Here is a 14,925-nt window from a genome sequence, read left to right as displayed (position 1 = left end):
TGTCCATACCGACCGGTCGGGATAAGGCCCTGACCCAAGGTGCCCAAGGCGCCCAAGGTGTCTTCTCGAGGTGTTCCGGAGTTCACGCCGTGCGCCCATCCTGGTCGGCATGTGTGACGACGAGGCAGGGATCGGAAGACGCACGCTGTTCGTGACGGGTGCCGCCACCGCGCTTACGCTCACGGGTGTGAGCTTCGCGTCGGCCGCCGGCCAGCAGCAGACGAAGACCGTACGGGGCACACTCCCGCCCGGTTCACCCGACTTCGTGTACGTACCGGTGGACATCCCCTCCGGCGTACGGGAGCTCAAGGTCGCCTACACCTACGACCGCCCGTCCGTCCCCTCCGGCACCGCGGGCAACGCCCTCGACATCGGCATCTTCGACGAGCGCGGCACCGAGCTGGGCGGCCGGGGCTTCAGGGGCTGGTCGGGCGGGGCGCGCACGGAGTTCTTCGTCCGCGCCGACGAGGCGACCCCCGGCTACATCCCGGGTCCGGTGCGGCGGGGCACCTGGCACATCGCGCTGGGCCCGTACACGGTGGCGCCGCAGGGGCTGGCGTACGAGATCACGATCACGCTGACGTACGGCGAACCCGGTGCCGCCGCCCGGCCGGTGTACCCGCCGGACCGGGCGAAGGGCCGGGGCCGGGACTGGTACCGGGGCGACTGCCATCTGCACTCCTGGTACTCCGACGGCCGCCGCACTCCCGCCGAGATCGGGGCGCTGGCGCGGGCGGCAGGACTGGACTTCATCAACAGCTCGGAGCACAACACGCACTCCGCGCACGCCCACTGGGCGGACGTGGCGGGCGACGACCTGCTGGTGATGCTGGGCGAGGAGGTCACCACCCGCAACGGTCACGTGGTCGCGCTCGGCACCGACCCCGGCACCTTCGTCGACTGGCGCTACCGGGCCCGCGACAACCGCTACGGCCGGTTCGCCCGCCAGATCCGCGAGGCCGGCGGCCTGGTCGTGCCGGCCCACCCGCACGCCACCTGCATCGGCTGCAACTGGAAGTTCGGCTTCGACGAGGCGGACGCCATCGAGGTGTGGAACGGCCCCTGGACGCCCGACGACGAGATGGCGCTGGCCGACTGGGACAGCATGCTGGTCGCGTCCGTGCGCGAGGAGGGGCGGGGCTGGGTCCCGGCGATGGGCAGCAGCGACGCCCACCGGGACCCGGACGTCGTCGGCCGCCCGCAGACCGTCGTCCTCGCCGACGACCTGACCCGGGAGGCCGTCCAGGAGGGCATCCGCGCCGGGCGGTCGTACGTCGCCGAGTCTCAGAACGTGTCGCTGTCCTTCACGGCGTCCGGCGGCCGCGGTGAACACGCCGGTATCGGCGAGCGGTTGAGGGTCGACCGGGAGACGCCGGTGACCGTGCGGCTGGAGGTGAGCGGGGCCCCGCGCTGTGTCGTGCGGTTCGTCACCGACCAGGGTGTGCTGCATACGAGCGCGCCGTTGCCGGTGGCCGGTTCGGGGGTGGTGGAGTGGCGTACGACGCCGTCGTACGCGGCGTACGTACGGGCCGAGTTGCGGCACGAGGCGGCGCTGGGGCCGTTGCCGGGGGCGTTGGCCGCGTTCACGAACCCGATCTTCCTGGGGCGGGCGTGAGTCCGCTCAGCGCCGGGTCCGCTGCCGCAACTCCATGATCGACGCCACCGCGCGCAGCCAGCGGGCGGACGTGTCGTCGGTGTCCGGGCCCGGGGCCAGGGACGCGGCCGACTCCAGCCAGTCGCGGACGAGCGCCGCAGCCTCGGGGCGGGGCAGCGGCTCCGGGAGCTGCGCCGCCTGCCGCACGCCGCCCGCGCGGACCGTGTCCGCCAGGAACGCCACCGAGCGCGGCTCGGTGCCCAGCCGGTCGAGGAGGACCGCCGCGCCCACCGCGCCGTCGCCGAACAGGGACGTGCGCAGCGGGCCGGGGGCGGCGGTGAGGCCGTAGCGGAGGAGGGCGCCGATGTCGAGACCGGCCAGTTCGTCCTCGGTGTGGTGCATCGCGGGTCTCACTCCACCGTGACCCGGTACGTGACCCGCTCCGGCTCGGTCGGTGCGGCGCCGCCCGTCGGGGTCGGAGCGGGGGTGCCGTCGCCCTTGTCGCAGGTGCTGGTGAACGTGCAGTGCATCAGCACGATCTCGGTGCTGCCCTTGCCGGTCGCCTCGAAGGTGAAGGTCAGTTCGCTGTCGGCGCCGGGCATCTCCTCACCCCCGGACCCGGTCTCCCGGCCCTGCGCCCGCACGACCGCGCTGTCCGGCTTGGGATCCACGAGGTACCAGTGGGAGCGCGTCGAGGCGTTCTCGTTCACCGTGAGGGTGAAGCGTTCGCCGACCGCCGCCTCGATGGTGGTGTCCTGCGTGGGGTGGCTGGTGGGCTGTTCGTCGCCCGATCCGCACCCCGCCGTCAGTACCAGCAGCGCTGCGGCGCCGAACGCGGCGGCCACCCTACTGGGGGACGTAGACCTGGTACGCGTTGTTGAGTTCACTGTTTGAAGCCTTGCCCATGTTGCCGTTGATGAAGTCGTCCTCGCTGACCCATGTGGTCGTGCCCCAGGGGTTGTAGATCTGGAGCCGGTCGCCCTCCTGGCCGATGATCATCATCGCGTGGGCGCCCTCGTCGCCGGAGACGTCGACCGGGACCGGCTTGCCCTCGGCGACCGCCTTCTCGACATCGTCGAGGATCGCCCTGCGGTCGTTGGCGCTGTCGAGGTCGTGGCGCCGGTAGTCGTCGCCGGTGGCGCTGCCGAGGGTGGAGTCGGCGATGCGTTCCTGGCCCTCCTGGCCCATGCCGGTCCAGTTGTCGCCGCCTTCGCCCTCGGTGTGCAGCCGGTGCTGTTCGGCGACCAGGCGCTGCCGGAACGCCTCCGGGTCGTCCTCCTGACCGCTGGGGCCGCCGGTGAGGTCGAGGGCGTAGATCGGGTCCAGCATGGCGCGGGCGTTGACGGTGGAGGAGGCCACGCAGGTGCCCTCGGAGCCGTCGCCGCCCTGGACCCACAGCTGGTTGTGGAACAGGACGGAGTCCTTGTTGTTGTTCGAGCCGTCCTGGGCGAGGCCCTCGTCGTCCATGCTGTCCTCGGCCGTGACCACCGGCGTCAGGTGCCGGCGCAGCCACTCGGGGTCCTTGCCCGCGATCTTGCCCTGGAACTCCGCGATCTCCCCGACGCTGTGGCCCGCGGCCAGGGCCTTCATCAGGTAGGCCCGTTCCTGCGGGCTGCCCGACTGCGCCAGCATGCGTTCCATGGCCGCCTCGTCGGCGCGGTTCAGCCGGTCCATGCGCTGCCCGGCGCGGGCCAGGTCGTCGGCGGTGAGGATCTCGTTCAGCTCGGTGGGGGTGCCCGCGGCGCCGGTGTCGGCGAGCATCAGCTTGTCGACGGCGGTCAGTTCGCCGGTGTCCATCTTCCCGGCGCGGGCCTCGGCCGCCCACTTGTTCAGGTCGCGGACGGCGGCGCGGACGGCGTCCTCGGCGGCGACGGCGGCCTTGTGCATCAGGTCGACGCCGTCGGAGGCGTAGAAGCGCGCGGTGAGCCGGTCGAACTCCTCGTCGTCGTCCTCGTGCAGGTCGTCGAAGAAGCCGTCCCGGCCGCCGAGCGTGCTCTTGGCCTGCCGCATCTTCCCGCGGCCCTCGGTGTCCTGCCGCTGCGCGTCCGCGAGCGCGTCGGCGAGCCTGAGCAGCACCGTGGCGCCGCCGTGGAAGGCCTCGCCCATCTGGAGGACGGCACGGTTGGCCGCGGACACCACCTCGGAGGCCAGCACGCTGGTGTCGCCGACCCACACCTCGGGCAGTCCCTTGCGGGCCACCCGCTCCACGCGGTCGTGCACCGCGCCGACGTCGTCGACCCGGTCGCGGTAGCGCCTGCTCAGCGACTCCAGCGTCCCCGGGTCGCCCTGGGGCGGGTCCACGGAGAGCGCGCTGTCGATCAGGTCCAGCAGCTCGTTCTTGCTGTCGGCCTTGGGGATCGACTCGCACAGTCCGGCCAGCCAGGCGCGCCGGCCCGCCGGGGAGTCCGCGGGTCGCAGAAAACCCGTCATCGCCTTGTTCCGCCCGTCCTGTTGTCCTGCCCTGTCCTCGCCCGGTGCTCAGTAGCTCGACAGGACCGAGGGGCGCTCGGCGTACACCGGCATGGTGCTCACCCGGCTCTCGCTGACGGCGATGCCGTCCACTCCGGTCGCGACCAGTCCGTCACTGCCGGTGTAGGCGCCCTTGGCGAGGTGCACCTTGTCGGCGAGTTCGTGCAGCGCCGACTCCAGGGTGCGGGCCTCCGCGGCCCAGGCGGCGATGAACGCGTTGACGGCCGTCGCGGCGTCGGTGCCGCCCAGCACGTCCGAGACGTAGCACGTGGTGGGCGCGACGGCCACCCGGACCTTGCCCATGTCGTCGCCGGCGCCGTCGAGTTCCTTGGCCTGGCCGGACATGCCGGACTTCTTTATCTGGTAGCCGTCCGTAGAGGCCAACGACTCTTCCCCCGTCGATCTTGCGTCGATACCGACCGCGGGAGGCTAACACGCCGCCGACAGCCCTCCATTGGCGGACCACACACCTCGCACACTGCTCGCACACGCGCCTAAAGGGCCAGGTCGGCGACGACGGCCGCGTGGTCGGAGGGCCAGACGCCGTCCACCGGGCCGTCGCCCGCCCGCCGGACCGCCCGGACATGGCCGAGGCCGTCCGGGCCGGGCGGGCCGACATGGATGTAGTCGATGCGGGCCCCGGGCAGGCGGCCGGCGGCGACGTACGGGTTCGCCGGGTCCCAGGTGTGGGACGGGGCGCCCGGCTCGGCGTACTCCCAGGCGTCGAGAAGGACCTGGCGGGGGACCGCCGGGGCGGTGCGGTAGCCGCCGAAGAGGCGGATCTCGTCGGAGTCGGGCCAGGCGTTGAAGTCGCCCGTGACGATCGCCGGGAACGCCGTGCCGCCCCGGTGTTCGGCGACGAACTCGGCCAGCGCGGTGACCTGACGGCAGCGGGTGGCCGACGCGTGCAGCTGCGAGGTGAGGTGGGTGGTGAAGAAGGGCACCGTGTACGAAGGTGTTGCCAGGCGGGTGTAGAGGGCGAGGCGGCCGTCGTTGACGTCCGTGGGCGCCGGGAGCGGGAGGACGGCCTGTTCGGTGATGGGCCAACGACTGAGGACGGCGTTGCCGATGCCGACGGTGGGATCGCCTATGCGGTGCTGCCAGCGCTCGGGAACGTGCGAGGGGGCCCAGGTCCAGTGCAGGTCCAGTTCGCCGGCCAGCCACTCGGCGAGGTTCTCCCCGCCGGCGTCCCACACCTCCTGCAGACCCACCACATCGGGGCGCAACTCGCGCAGCGCGCCGAGGATCGCCTTCTGCCGCTCCGCCCAGGGCCCGAACCGCCACCACAGGTTCCAGGTCACGACCCGCATGCCCACCGTCCTCGTCACGCCGCGTCCGAGGGCATTGAATCAACAACCACCCCGTTACGACACAGGAGACGCCACGCCCATGAGCCGCGACAACGACCTCAGATTCCGCATCACCACGACCGTCCAGCGCCGCCTCCTCAACCCCGTCGTGCGCCGGATGCCCCTCCAGACCCTCCTGGAGACCACGGGCCGTGTCTCCGGCCTCCCCCGCCGCACCCCGGTCGGCGGCCGCCGCGTCGGCGACTCCTTCTGGCTGGTCTCGGAGTTCGGCGACCGCTCCCAGTACGTCCGCAACATCCACGCCGACCCGAAGGTGCGGGTACGGCTCGGAGGCCGCTGGTACGAGGGGACGGCTCACCTCCTGCCGGACGACGACCCGGTCGCCCGCCTGCGCAGCCTGCCCCGCATGAACAGCACGGCGGTGCGGGCGATCGGGATGAATCTGCTGACGGTGCGGGTGGATCTGGCGGACGGTGACGCCCGCGCCTGACGGCCGTTCGGGGGAAGCCGGTGCGTGGCACACCGGGCCCCGGTCAACGGGTTCGTACCTTCACGTCATATGAAGGATGTCTCCGGTGCCGGTGCGCCCACGCCCACCCGTCGCAGCACGCTCGCCGGGCTCGCCGGTGCCGCCGGTGCCGTACTGGCCGCCGGGTGCACCGCGACGGGCGCGAGCGCACCCGCGCCAAGCCCCGCGGGGACAGGCGCCACCCCGGCGGGCGACCCCACGCCCGGGGTGATGACGCTGTTCAAGAACCCGGACTTCAACTTCAGCGTGCTGTTGGCGCTCGGCAGTGCCGGCTCCGGCGCCGGTGAGGTGGGCGAGGTGCTCACCGCCGTCAACGCGATCAACAAGGCCGGCCTGTCCGCGCAGTCGTACGTGCAGACCTTCCGAAAGCTCGGCGACCGGCTGATGGCGGCGCCCGAGGGCAGCAGGCCCGACGACCAGACCACGCGGTGGCGTGCGCTGCGGGCCGCGCAGTACTACGGACAGGCCCTGTTCTTCGTCCTGGGCTCCGACGACCCGGGCAGCGAGGAGCAGCTGTACAAGGCCGGACGCGGCGCCTGGGACAAGTTCTGCGACCTGTGCGAACCGGCGCCGGTGAAGACCAACGTCCCGTACGGGAAGACGCCGCTGCCCGTGTGGTTCTTCCGGCCCGACGAGTCCGAGCGGCGCCGCCCCACCGTGATCCTCACCAACGGCAGCGACGGGCAGAACGTCGACATGTGGACCTACGGCGTCCCGGCCGCCCTGGACCGCGGCTGGAACGCCCTCGTGTACGACGGGCCGGGCCAGGGGCAGCTGCTCTTCGTCGACCAGGTGGTCTTCACACCGACCTGGGAGAAGGTCGTCGGCCCGCTCGTCGACTGGCTCGTCGCCCGGCCGGACGTGGACACCGACAGGATCGCCCTCACCGGGCTGAGCATGGCGGGCGATCTGGCGCCCCGGGCAGCGGCCTTCGAGGACCGGCTCGCCGCCGTGGTGGCGATGCCCGGCTGTCTGACGCCCTGGCTGGGCTTCCCTGCGGAGATCCGGGAGATCCTCACCCCGAACAAGGCGGAGACCAACAACATCTGGAACAAGGAGGTCGTTCCCGAGTTGTCCCCCGCCGACGCCGCGACGCTGAAGAAGCGCTTCGAGCCGTTCTCCGTGCCGGCGATGCTCGACGCGCGCAAGGGCAGGATGTTCACCGACTTCTACACGCCCGCCAGGCGCATCCAGGCGCTGGACATCACGAACGTCGTGCGCCGTATCAAGATGCCCGCGCTGGTCCTCGACTACGAGGACGAACAGTTCTACCCCGGTCAGGCACGCCAGATGTTCGACAGGCTGACCTCCCCCAAGGACTACGTGAAGCTCACCGCGGCCACCGGCGCGCAGCTGCACTGCTCCCCCATGGCCCCGCAACAGCACTGCGAGGTCGTCTTCGACTGGCTGGACGAGACACTGTCCGGTCGCTGACCCGACCGGCCACCGCCGCTGTGGCCGGACACCTCACCCCGGCCACACGATCGCCTGCACCTCGCTGTACGCGTGCAGGGCGTAGGAGCCGACGTCCCTGCCCACGCCGCTCTTCTTGAAGCCGCCGAACGGGGCCTCCATGTTGCGGCCGACGGTGTTGATGCCGACGCCGCCGGCCCGTAGGCGGCGGGCGACGCGGAAGGCGCGGGCCACGTCGGCGGACCAGACGTAGTCGATGAGGCCGTAGTCGCTGTCATTGGCCAGCGCCACTCCCTCGTCCTCCTCGTCGAAGGGGATGACGACGACCACCGGTCCGAAGATCTCCTCGCGGGCCACGCGCATGTCGTTCGTGCAGTCGGCGAGGAGGGTCGGCGCGACGTAGAAGCCGCGGTCCAGGGGCGGCCGTTCACCGCCAGTCACGACGACCGCGCCCTCCTTGCGGCCGAGTTCGACGTACGACTCCACACGGTCCCGGTGTTCCGCCGAGATCACCGGCCCGACGACGGTGTCCCGCTCCCGCGGATCACCGACCTTCAACCGGCTTGCATAAGCGGCGAGTTGCTCAACCAGCCGGTCGTACACGCCCCGCTGCGCCAGCACCCGGGTCGGTGCCGTGCAGATCTGGCCGCTGTAGAAGGAGAACGTCGTGCCGATGCCGGCGACCGCCGAGGTGAGGTCGGCGTCGTCGAAGACGAGGGCCGCGCCCTTGCCGCCCAGCTCCATCAGCCGGCGTTTCATGGCCCGCCCGCACACCTCGGCGATGCGCTGCCCGACGGCCGTGGAGCCGGTGAAGCTGACCATGTCGACGTCGTTCGACGCCACGGCCGCCTCGCCGACCTCCACCGCCCGGCCGGAGACGACGTTCACCACACCCCTCGGCGCACCGGCCTCCTCCAGCGCCTCCGCCATCCGGTACACCGACAGCGGGTCCTGCGGGGCCGGTTTCACCACCACCGTGTTGCCCATCGCCAGGGCCGGGGCGACCTTGCCGACGGTGTTCGCCCAGGGGTTGTTGTACGAGGTGACGCAGGTGACGACCCCGACCGGCTGCCGCACGGCCAGCGCGCCCATCACACCGGCCTTCCCCATCGGTCCGGCCTCGTTGATCTGCGGCGCGATCGGCCACTCGGCGGGCTCGACGCGCGCGTACCGGCGAAAGCGCGCGGCGGCCACCCCGACCTGCATGCGCCGCGCCGTGACCGTCGTCGCCCCGGTCTCGGCCCGGGCCAGCTCCGCGTACGGCTCCAGCCGGCCCGCGACGAGGTCCGCCGCGCGGGCGAGGACCGCCGCCCGTTCCTGAGGTGCCGTGCGCGACCACGCCCCGAAGGCCGCGCGCGCCGCCGCGCACGCCGCGTGCGTCTGATCCCGCGAGGCCTCCGGCGCCCAGCCGACGGTCTGCTCGGTCGCCGGGTCGGTCACCTCGTAGTGGCCGCCGTCCGGCTCGACCCATTCCCCGTCGATGAACAGCCGCCGGTTCACCGGGTGCTCACCGTCCGGGTGTCCCGGCCCGAGCGAAGCACCCGCCCCGGCACCGCCCCGCTCACCACGTCGTCCCGGATCGCCTCGACGCCGTTGACCCAGACCGCCCGTACGCCGATCGCCCTGGAGTCGAGCCGAGGGCTGTCTCCGGGCAGGTCGTGCACCAGGGTGGCCGTACCGGCGTCGATGCGTTCCGGGTCGAAGAGGACGAGGTCCGCATGGAAGCCCTCCTCGATCCTGCCCCGCTCCCGGAGCCCGAACAGCCGGGCCGGATCGTCGGTCAGCATCCTCACCGCCCGCTCCAGCCCCACCAGCTTGCGGCCACGCAGACAGTCCCCGAGGAAGCGGGTGGTGTACGGCGCCCCGCACATGCGGTCCAGATGCGCGCCCGCGTCCGAGCCGCCGAGCAGGACGTCCTCGTGCTGCCAGGTCTCGGCGCGCAGCGCCCAGGACGCGGGGTCGTTGTCGGTGGGCATGGGCCACAGGACCGTACGCAGATCGTCGGCCGCGCAGATGTCGACGAGGCAGGCGAACGGGTCCTGGCCGCGCTCCTCCGCGATCTCCCGTACGACCCTCCCGGCCAGCCCCGCGTTCTGCGGGCTGTAGGTGTCGCCGATGACGTACCGCCCGAAGTCCGTCAGCCGCCGGAACACGCCCGCTTCCTTGGACGCCGCGCGCCGGAGCATCCCGTCCCGTACGGCGGGATCCTTCAGCCTGCGGATCCGCTCGGGCACGGGCAGGGACAGGATCTCGCCCCAGCCCGGGATGAGGTTGAGCGCGCAGAAGGTGCCCAGGGACATGTTCATGGGCGTGAGGATCGGCATCGTCAGCGCCACGACCCGGCCGCCCGCCTTCCGGGCCCGCTCACTGGCCAGCAGCTGCCTCGGCACGCGCTGCGGGACCGCCGCGTCGATCGTCAGGACGTTCCAGTTCAGCGGGCGCCCGGCCGCCGCGCTCAGCTCCACGAACAGCTCGATCTCGGCGTCGCTGAACTGGTCCAGGCACCCGGCGACGATCGCCTCGATCTGCGTCCCCTCGTGCTCACCGACCGCCCGCGACAGCGCCAGCAGCTCGGCGGGCCCGGCGTGCCGCGAGGCGACGGGCTGTCCGTCGCCGTCGGAGTGGGTGGACGACTGGGTGGTGGACAGCCCCCAGGCACCGGCGTCCATGGCCTCGCGCAGCAGCCGCACCATGGCGTCGAGCTGCCCGGCCGACGGCTGCCCGCCCACCGCGTCCGCCCCCATCACATACCGCCGCAGCGCACAGTGCCCCACCATGAACCCGGCGTTGACGGCGATCCGCCCCTCCAACGCGTCCAGATACTCCCCGAAGCCGTGCCAGCTCCAGGGCGCCCCCTCCTCCAACGCGACCAGCGACATTCCCTCGACCCTGGACATCATCCGACGCGTGTAGTCGGCGTCCTCGGGCCGGTCGGGATGAAGCGGCGCGAGCGTGAACCCACAGTTCCCACCGACGACGGTCGTGACGCCGTGGTTGAGGGAGGGGGTCGCGTACGGATCCCAGAAGAGCTGGGCGTCGTAGTGGGTGTGGGGGTCGACGAATCCGGGGGCGAGGACGAGGCCGGAGGCGTCCTCGGTCGTGCGGGCCGCTTCGCTGATCTTCCCGACGGCAGCGACACGACCGCCCTGTATCCCGACGTCCGCGGTGAATGCGGGCGCTCCGGTCCCATCGACGACGGACGCGCCTTTGATGACGTGATCGAGCATGGGGTTCACCTCCTTGAGGTGCGGTGGACTTGCCTACCTGGGGGCGCGGGGAACTGCGCGAGCAACCACGACGAACCCGCACCCCGCAACGGCGATCACACGGCGGCCCGGAACCGGGACGTCCGATGCACAGGATCCGTATCGATCTTCGGGATCACGTGCTCCCCAATCAGCCGAATCGTGCGCAACGTCTCCTCCTTCGGCACCCCCACCGGCAACCCGAAGCTCAACTGATCGGCCCCCGCCTGCTCCCACCGCTTGCACTGCCGCAGCACCTCATCCGGATCCCCACAGATGAGCAGCTCCTCCTCGATGAGCACCTCGACGAACTCCGCCGTGTACTCCGGCAACGTCTCCGGCCACACCGGAAACCCCTCGGGCCGCGGAAACGTGTCGTGGTACCGGAACACCAGCGACGGCAGGTAGTGCAGCCCACCCTCGACAGCGACCCGTATCGCCTCCTCATGCGTCGGCGCGCAGATCGCGGTGGTCGTCACCATCACGTTGTCGTTGACGAAGTCCCCCACCGGCTCCGCGTCCACGATCGCCGTCTTGTACTGCTCCAGCACCCACTCCATGTCGGACACCTTCTGCACGCTGAAGCCCAGCACCCCGAGCCCCTTCTTCGCCGCCATGGCGTACGACGGCGGCGACCCGGCCGCGTACCACATCGCGGGGTGCGACGTCCCGTACGGCTTCGGCAGCACCTTCCTCGGCGGCAGCGACCAGTGCTTGCCCTGGAAGCCGGCGTACTCGTCCTGGAGCCACATCTTGGGGAACTCGGCGATGGTCTCCTCCCAGATCTCCTTGGTGTAGTTCATGTCTGTCACACCAGGGATGAACCCGAGGATCTCGTGCGACCCGGCCCCCCGCCCGCTGCCGAACTCGAAGCGCCCCTCGCTGAGGTGATCCAGCATGGCCACCTTCTCGGCGACCTTCACGGGGTGGTTGACCTGGGCGAGGGGATTGAAGATCCCCGAGCCCAGATGAATGCGCTCCGTCGCATGCGCGAGGTAGCCCAGGAACACGTCGTTGGCGGAGAGGTGCGAGTACTCCTCCAGGAAGTGGTGCTCGGACGCCCAGGCGTACTTGAAGCCGGACCGGTCCGCCTCGATGACGTACTCGGTCTCCTCCATCAGCGCCTTGTGCTCGGCGAGCGGGTCGGTCTCGGCGCGCTTGCCCACGTATCCCTGTACGAAGAGCCCGAATTCCATGGAGGTTCACCGTCCCCTGTTCCGTCTCTGACGATCCGTCAGATCGTGATGCGGCCGACTCTGACACCGCCCGCATGCACCGTCAATAGCTGACGCTCCATCAGACGATGCTGAGCCCCGCCAGCCAGCCACCGTCGATCACGAACGGCTGCCCGGTGATGTAGGAGGAGTCCTCGCAGCTGAGGAAGAGGGCGAGCCGGGCCACCTCCTCCGGCCGCCCCACCCGGCCCAACGGCACCAGCCGCCGGTACAGCGCGTCGAGGGCCTTGCTGGTCTCCTCGGGGTCCGCGTCCGGATCCAGGCGGGCCGGGTTGGACATCGCCGTGTCGACGGCGCCGGGGCAGACGGCGTTGACCCGGATCCCCCGGTGCGCCAGCTCCAGGGCGGCGACGCGGGTGAGGCCGAGGACGGCGTGCTTGGTCGCCGCGTACGTGCCGACGGCGGCCATTCCGGTCATCCCCGTGTACGAGGCGGTGTTCACGATCGTGCCGCCGTCCGTCATCTCCGGGGCGACGGCCCGGATGCCGAGGAAGCAGCCGACCTGGTTGACCCGCACGACCTGCATGAACTCGTCCAACGGAGTGTCCACCAGGGCGTTGAAGCGCAGGATGCCGGCGTTGTTGACGAGCCCGTCGATCCGGCCGTACGCCTCCTTGGTGGCGGCGACGGCGGCGGACCACTGGTCCTCGCGGCTCACGTCGAGATGGACGTACCGCCCGCCGAGTTCCTTGGCGAGGGCCTCGCCCTGGTCGTCGAGGACGTCGGTGACGACGACCTCGGCGCCCTCCGCGCGGAACAGCCGGGCCTCCTGCTCCCCCTGCCCGCGTGCCGCGCCGGTGACGATCACGACACGTCCGTCCAGTTTGCCCATCACTCATTCCTCCGTCAGCAGCGGGCCGATGTCGCTCCCGAACGCCTCGATCTGGTCGGTGAGTTCGGCGCGGTCCCGGCTGCGGAACCGCACCTGGATCTGGTGCACGCCCATCGCCCGGTACGCCCGCAGTGACTCGGCGAGGGCGTCGGGCGGGCCGGTGAGCGTGCGCCGCCCGACGTCCCAGGTGGGCGTGCCGACGTACAGCGGCTCGGCGATCGCGCCGACGGTGAGCGGCGCCTCACCGCGCCCCTGAGCGGCTCCGCCGCGGGCCGCCTCCGCGCGCAGCCGCCGCAGGGTGGCGATCTGCTGCGGCAGCCGGTCCCGTGGATCGCCCTGGGGCAGCCAGCCGTCCCCCTTCAGCGCGGCCCGACGTATGGCCGCCGGGGACGATCCGCCGACCCAGACGGGGATGGACGACTGGGCGGGGCGGGGCCGCTGGCCGAGCCCCTCGAAGTCGTACCGCTTCCCGTGGTGCACCGGAAACTCCTCGGGCCCGAGCGCGGCCCGCAGCGCGTCGATCGTCTCGTCCAGCACGGCCCCGCGCTGCCCGAACTCCACGCCGAGCGCCTCGAACTCCTCCCGCACGTGCCCGGCCCCCACGCCCAGGATCAGGCGCCCGCCGCTGAGGTGATCGAGGGTGGCGTACTGCTTGGCGGTGACGAGCGGGTGGCGCAGGCCGACGACGGCGACGTGCGAGAGCAGCCGGACGCGTTCGGTGACGGCCGCCAGGTGGGCGAGGGTGGCCACGGGGTCGTACCAGACCGTGCTCATCGCGGAGGCGAGTCGGCGCGGGACGGCGACGTGGTCGCAGCAGGCGATGTAGTCGAAGCCGGCCCGGTCGGCGGCGCGGGCGACCGCCACGAGGTCGCCCGGGCCGGCGGCGGCCTCCCAGGGCTCGGCGTAGATCGTGCTCTGGGACTGGACCGGGAGCTGGATGCCGTAGCGGAGTCGGCTCATGGTGCCCACAGGCCGTCCTCCGTCAGCCTCAGCAGCTCGATCGCGTTACCCCGTACGATCCGCTCGACGACCTGGGGGTCCAGATGCCCCATCTGGGCCTCGCCGACCTCGCGGGACTTCGGCCAGGTGGAGTCGGAGTGCGGGTAGTCGGTCTCGTACAGGACGTTGCCGACGCCGATCGCGTCCAGGTTCCTGAGCCCGAAGGCGTCGTCGAAGAAGCAGCCGTAGACGTGCTCGGCGAACAGCTCGGACGGCGGCCGGTGGACCTTGTCGGCGACTCCGCCCCAGCCACGGTTCTCCTCCCAGACGACGTCGGCGCGCTCCAGGATGTACGGGATCCACCCGATCTGGCCCTCCGCGTACATGACCCTGAGGTTCGGGAAGCGCTCGAACTTGCCGCTCATCAGCCAGTCGACCATCGAGAAGCAGCAGTTGGCGAAGGTGATGGTGGAGCCGACGGCGGGTGGGGCGTCGGCGGAGGTGGAGGGCATCCGGCTGCTGGAGCCGATGTGCATCGCGACGACCGTGCCGGTCTCGTCGCAGGCGGCGAGGAAGGGATCCCAGTCGTCGGTGTGGACGGAGGGGAGGCCGAGGTGCGGGGGTATCTCGGAGAAGGCGACGGCGCGGACACCGCGCGCGGCGTTGCGGCGGACCTCCGCGGCGGCCAGCTCGGCGTCCCACAGGGGGATGATGACGAGCGGGATCAGCCGGCCCTGGGCCTTGGGCCCGCACCACTCCTCCACCATCCAGTCGTTGTAGGCGCGGACGCAGAGCAGGCCGAGTTCGTGGTCCTCGGCCTCGGTGAAGGTCTGGCCGCAGAAGCGGGGGAAGGTGGGGAAGCAGAGGGCGGACTGGACGTGGTTGACGTCCATGTCGGCGAGGCGGGCGGGGACGTCGTAGGAGCCCTGGCGCATCTGCTCGTAGGTGATGACCTCCAGCTTGATCTCGTCCCTGCCGTATCCCACGGCGGTGTCGAGGCGGGTGAGGGGCCGGTGCAGGTCCTCGTAGATCCACCAGTCGCCGATCGGGCCGTCGTCGCCGGGCCGGCCCATGACGGGCTTGAAGCGGCCGCCGAGGAAGCTCATCTCCTTCAGCGGGGCGCGGACTATGCGGGGGCCGGTGTCGGCGTACTTCCTGGGGAGGCGGTCCTGCCAGACGTTCGGGGGTTCGACGGTGTGGTCGTCGACGGAGATGATCCGGGGGAATTCGTTGTCCATGGGGGCACGGTAGCGCTGATCTGACGGTCCGTCAGCTGTCTCGCTCCCGGCCGGGTGTATCTCGGACGCCCCTTCGTGCTCAGGTCAGTGCGGAAGTGTGCGAAGAGGGTGTGTGGGGGTT

Annotated in this window: 14 protein-coding genes; 3 read left to right on the top strand and 11 right to left on the bottom strand. The window is 71.4% G+C overall.

Annotation, left to right across the window (positions count from 1 at the left end):
- Positions 1-109 precede the first annotated feature (109 nt).
- Positions 110-1,615 carry a CehA/McbA family metallohydrolase gene (locus I2W78_RS22410; RefSeq protein ID WP_196462060.1) on the top strand — a complete coding sequence of 502 codons (1,506 nt, stop codon included), beginning with the start codon at positions 110-112 and terminating at the stop codon, positions 1,613-1,615.
- Between the two features lie 6 nt (positions 1,616-1,621).
- Here I2W78_RS22410 and I2W78_RS22405 read toward each other — a convergent pair whose 3' ends face one another.
- From I2W78_RS22405 to I2W78_RS22385, 5 genes are all read right to left on the bottom strand, one after another.
- Entirely contained in the window at positions 1,622-1,996 is a 375-nt protein-coding gene (locus I2W78_RS22405; RefSeq protein ID WP_196462059.1) for a hypothetical protein, read from the bottom strand.
- Positions 1,997-2,004: 8 nt separating this feature from the next.
- On the bottom strand, positions 2,005-2,439 hold the full coding sequence (locus I2W78_RS22400) for a protease inhibitor I42 family protein (protein ID WP_196462058.1): 435 nt from the start codon (positions 2,437-2,439) through the stop codon (positions 2,005-2,007).
- A gap of 1 nt (position 2,440) precedes the next feature.
- The gene (locus tag I2W78_RS22395; protein ID WP_196462057.1) at positions 2,441-4,024 is read right to left on the bottom strand and encodes a peptidoglycan-binding protein; all 1,584 of its coding nucleotides are present in this window, start codon (positions 4,022-4,024) and stop codon (positions 2,441-2,443) included.
- Between the two features lie 48 nt (positions 4,025-4,072).
- Positions 4,073-4,447: a hypothetical protein gene (locus tag I2W78_RS22390; RefSeq protein WP_196462056.1), complete on the bottom strand. Its 375-nt coding sequence runs from the start codon at positions 4,445-4,447 to the stop codon at positions 4,073-4,075.
- Between the two features lie 110 nt (positions 4,448-4,557).
- Entirely contained in the window at positions 4,558-5,373 is an 816-nt protein-coding gene (locus I2W78_RS22385) for an endonuclease/exonuclease/phosphatase family protein (RefSeq protein ID WP_196462055.1), read from the bottom strand.
- A gap of 79 nt (positions 5,374-5,452) precedes the next feature.
- Between I2W78_RS22385 and I2W78_RS22380 the strand changes: the two genes are divergently transcribed.
- Positions 5,453-5,863, top strand: a complete 411-nt coding sequence (locus I2W78_RS22380; protein WP_196462054.1) for a nitroreductase/quinone reductase family protein — start codon at positions 5,453-5,455, stop codon at positions 5,861-5,863.
- A 69-nt stretch (positions 5,864-5,932) separates the two neighbouring features.
- Positions 5,933-7,336: an alpha/beta hydrolase family protein gene (locus tag I2W78_RS22375; RefSeq protein ID WP_196462053.1), complete on the top strand. Its 1,404-nt coding sequence runs from the start codon at positions 5,933-5,935 to the stop codon at positions 7,334-7,336.
- Positions 7,337-7,369: 33 nt separating this feature from the next.
- Here I2W78_RS22375 and I2W78_RS22370 read toward each other — a convergent pair whose 3' ends face one another.
- The 6 genes from I2W78_RS22370 to I2W78_RS22345 form a co-directional block, all read right to left on the bottom strand.
- Positions 7,370-8,815 (bottom strand): aldehyde dehydrogenase family protein, encoded by a 1,446-nt coding sequence (locus tag I2W78_RS22370; RefSeq protein ID WP_196462052.1) that lies wholly within the window; start codon positions 8,813-8,815, stop codon positions 7,370-7,372.
- Positions 8,812-10,542, bottom strand: a complete 1,731-nt coding sequence (locus I2W78_RS22365; protein WP_196462051.1) for an N-acyl-D-amino-acid deacylase family protein — start codon at positions 10,540-10,542, stop codon at positions 8,812-8,814. The genes I2W78_RS22370 and I2W78_RS22365 overlap by 4 nt, the downstream gene beginning before the upstream one ends.
- Positions 10,543-10,637: 95 nt before the next feature.
- On the bottom strand, positions 10,638-11,756 hold the full coding sequence (locus tag I2W78_RS22360) for an LLM class flavin-dependent oxidoreductase (RefSeq protein ID WP_196462050.1): 1,119 nt from the start codon (positions 11,754-11,756) through the stop codon (positions 10,638-10,640).
- A 100-nt stretch (positions 11,757-11,856) separates the two neighbouring features.
- Positions 11,857-12,627, bottom strand: a complete 771-nt coding sequence (locus tag I2W78_RS22355; protein ID WP_196462049.1) for an SDR family NAD(P)-dependent oxidoreductase — start codon at positions 12,625-12,627, stop codon at positions 11,857-11,859.
- Positions 12,628-12,630: 3 nt separating this feature from the next.
- The gene (locus tag I2W78_RS22350) at positions 12,631-13,587 is read right to left on the bottom strand and encodes an LLM class F420-dependent oxidoreductase (RefSeq protein ID WP_196462048.1); all 957 of its coding nucleotides are present in this window, start codon (positions 13,585-13,587) and stop codon (positions 12,631-12,633) included.
- Positions 13,584-14,804 (bottom strand): amidohydrolase family protein, encoded by a 1,221-nt coding sequence (locus tag I2W78_RS22345; RefSeq protein ID WP_196462047.1) that lies wholly within the window; start codon positions 14,802-14,804, stop codon positions 13,584-13,586. Before I2W78_RS22345 ends, I2W78_RS22350 begins: the two co-directional genes overlap by 4 nt.
- Between the last annotated feature and the right edge of the window lie 121 nt (positions 14,805-14,925).

The sequence above is a fragment of the Streptomyces spinoverrucosus genome (assembly GCF_015712165.1).
GTDB lineage: Bacteria > Actinomycetota > Actinomycetes > Streptomycetales > Streptomycetaceae > Streptomyces > Streptomyces spinoverrucosus_A.
Note: the sequence above shows the minus strand (reverse complement) of the source record. Positions and strands in the feature narration are given on the sequence as shown.

Excerpts from the sequence above, each read along its gene's own strand:
- I2W78_RS22375 (WP_196462053.1), top strand. The coding sequence starts at position 5,933 with ATGAAGGATGTCTCCGGTGCCGGTGCGCCCACGCCCACCCGTCGCAGC.
- I2W78_RS22360 (WP_196462050.1), bottom strand. The coding sequence starts at position 11,756 with ATGGAATTCGGGCTCTTCGTACAGGGATACGTGGGCAAGCGCGCCGAG.
- I2W78_RS22380 (WP_196462054.1), top strand. The coding sequence starts at position 5,453 with ATGAGCCGCGACAACGACCTCAGATTCCGCATCACCACGACCGTCCAG.
- I2W78_RS22355 (WP_196462049.1), bottom strand. The coding sequence starts at position 12,627 with ATGGGCAAACTGGACGGACGTGTCGTGATCGTCACCGGCGCGGCACGC.
- I2W78_RS22410 (WP_196462060.1), top strand. The coding sequence starts at position 110 with ATGTGTGACGACGAGGCAGGGATCGGAAGACGCACGCTGTTCGTGACG.
- I2W78_RS22345 (WP_196462047.1), bottom strand. The coding sequence starts at position 14,804 with ATGGACAACGAATTCCCCCGGATCATCTCCGTCGACGACCACACCGTC.
- I2W78_RS22385 (WP_196462055.1), bottom strand. The coding sequence starts at position 5,373 with ATGCGGGTCGTGACCTGGAACCTGTGGTGGCGGTTCGGGCCCTGGGCG.
- I2W78_RS22350 (WP_196462048.1), bottom strand. The coding sequence starts at position 13,587 with ATGAGCCGACTCCGCTACGGCATCCAGCTCCCGGTCCAGTCCCAGAGC.
- I2W78_RS22395 (WP_196462057.1), bottom strand. The coding sequence starts at position 4,024 with ATGACGGGTTTTCTGCGACCCGCGGACTCCCCGGCGGGCCGGCGCGCC.
- I2W78_RS22365 (WP_196462051.1), bottom strand. The coding sequence starts at position 10,542 with ATGCTCGATCACGTCATCAAAGGCGCGTCCGTCGTCGATGGGACCGGA.
- I2W78_RS22405 (WP_196462059.1), bottom strand. The coding sequence starts at position 1,996 with ATGCACCACACCGAGGACGAACTGGCCGGTCTCGACATCGGCGCCCTC.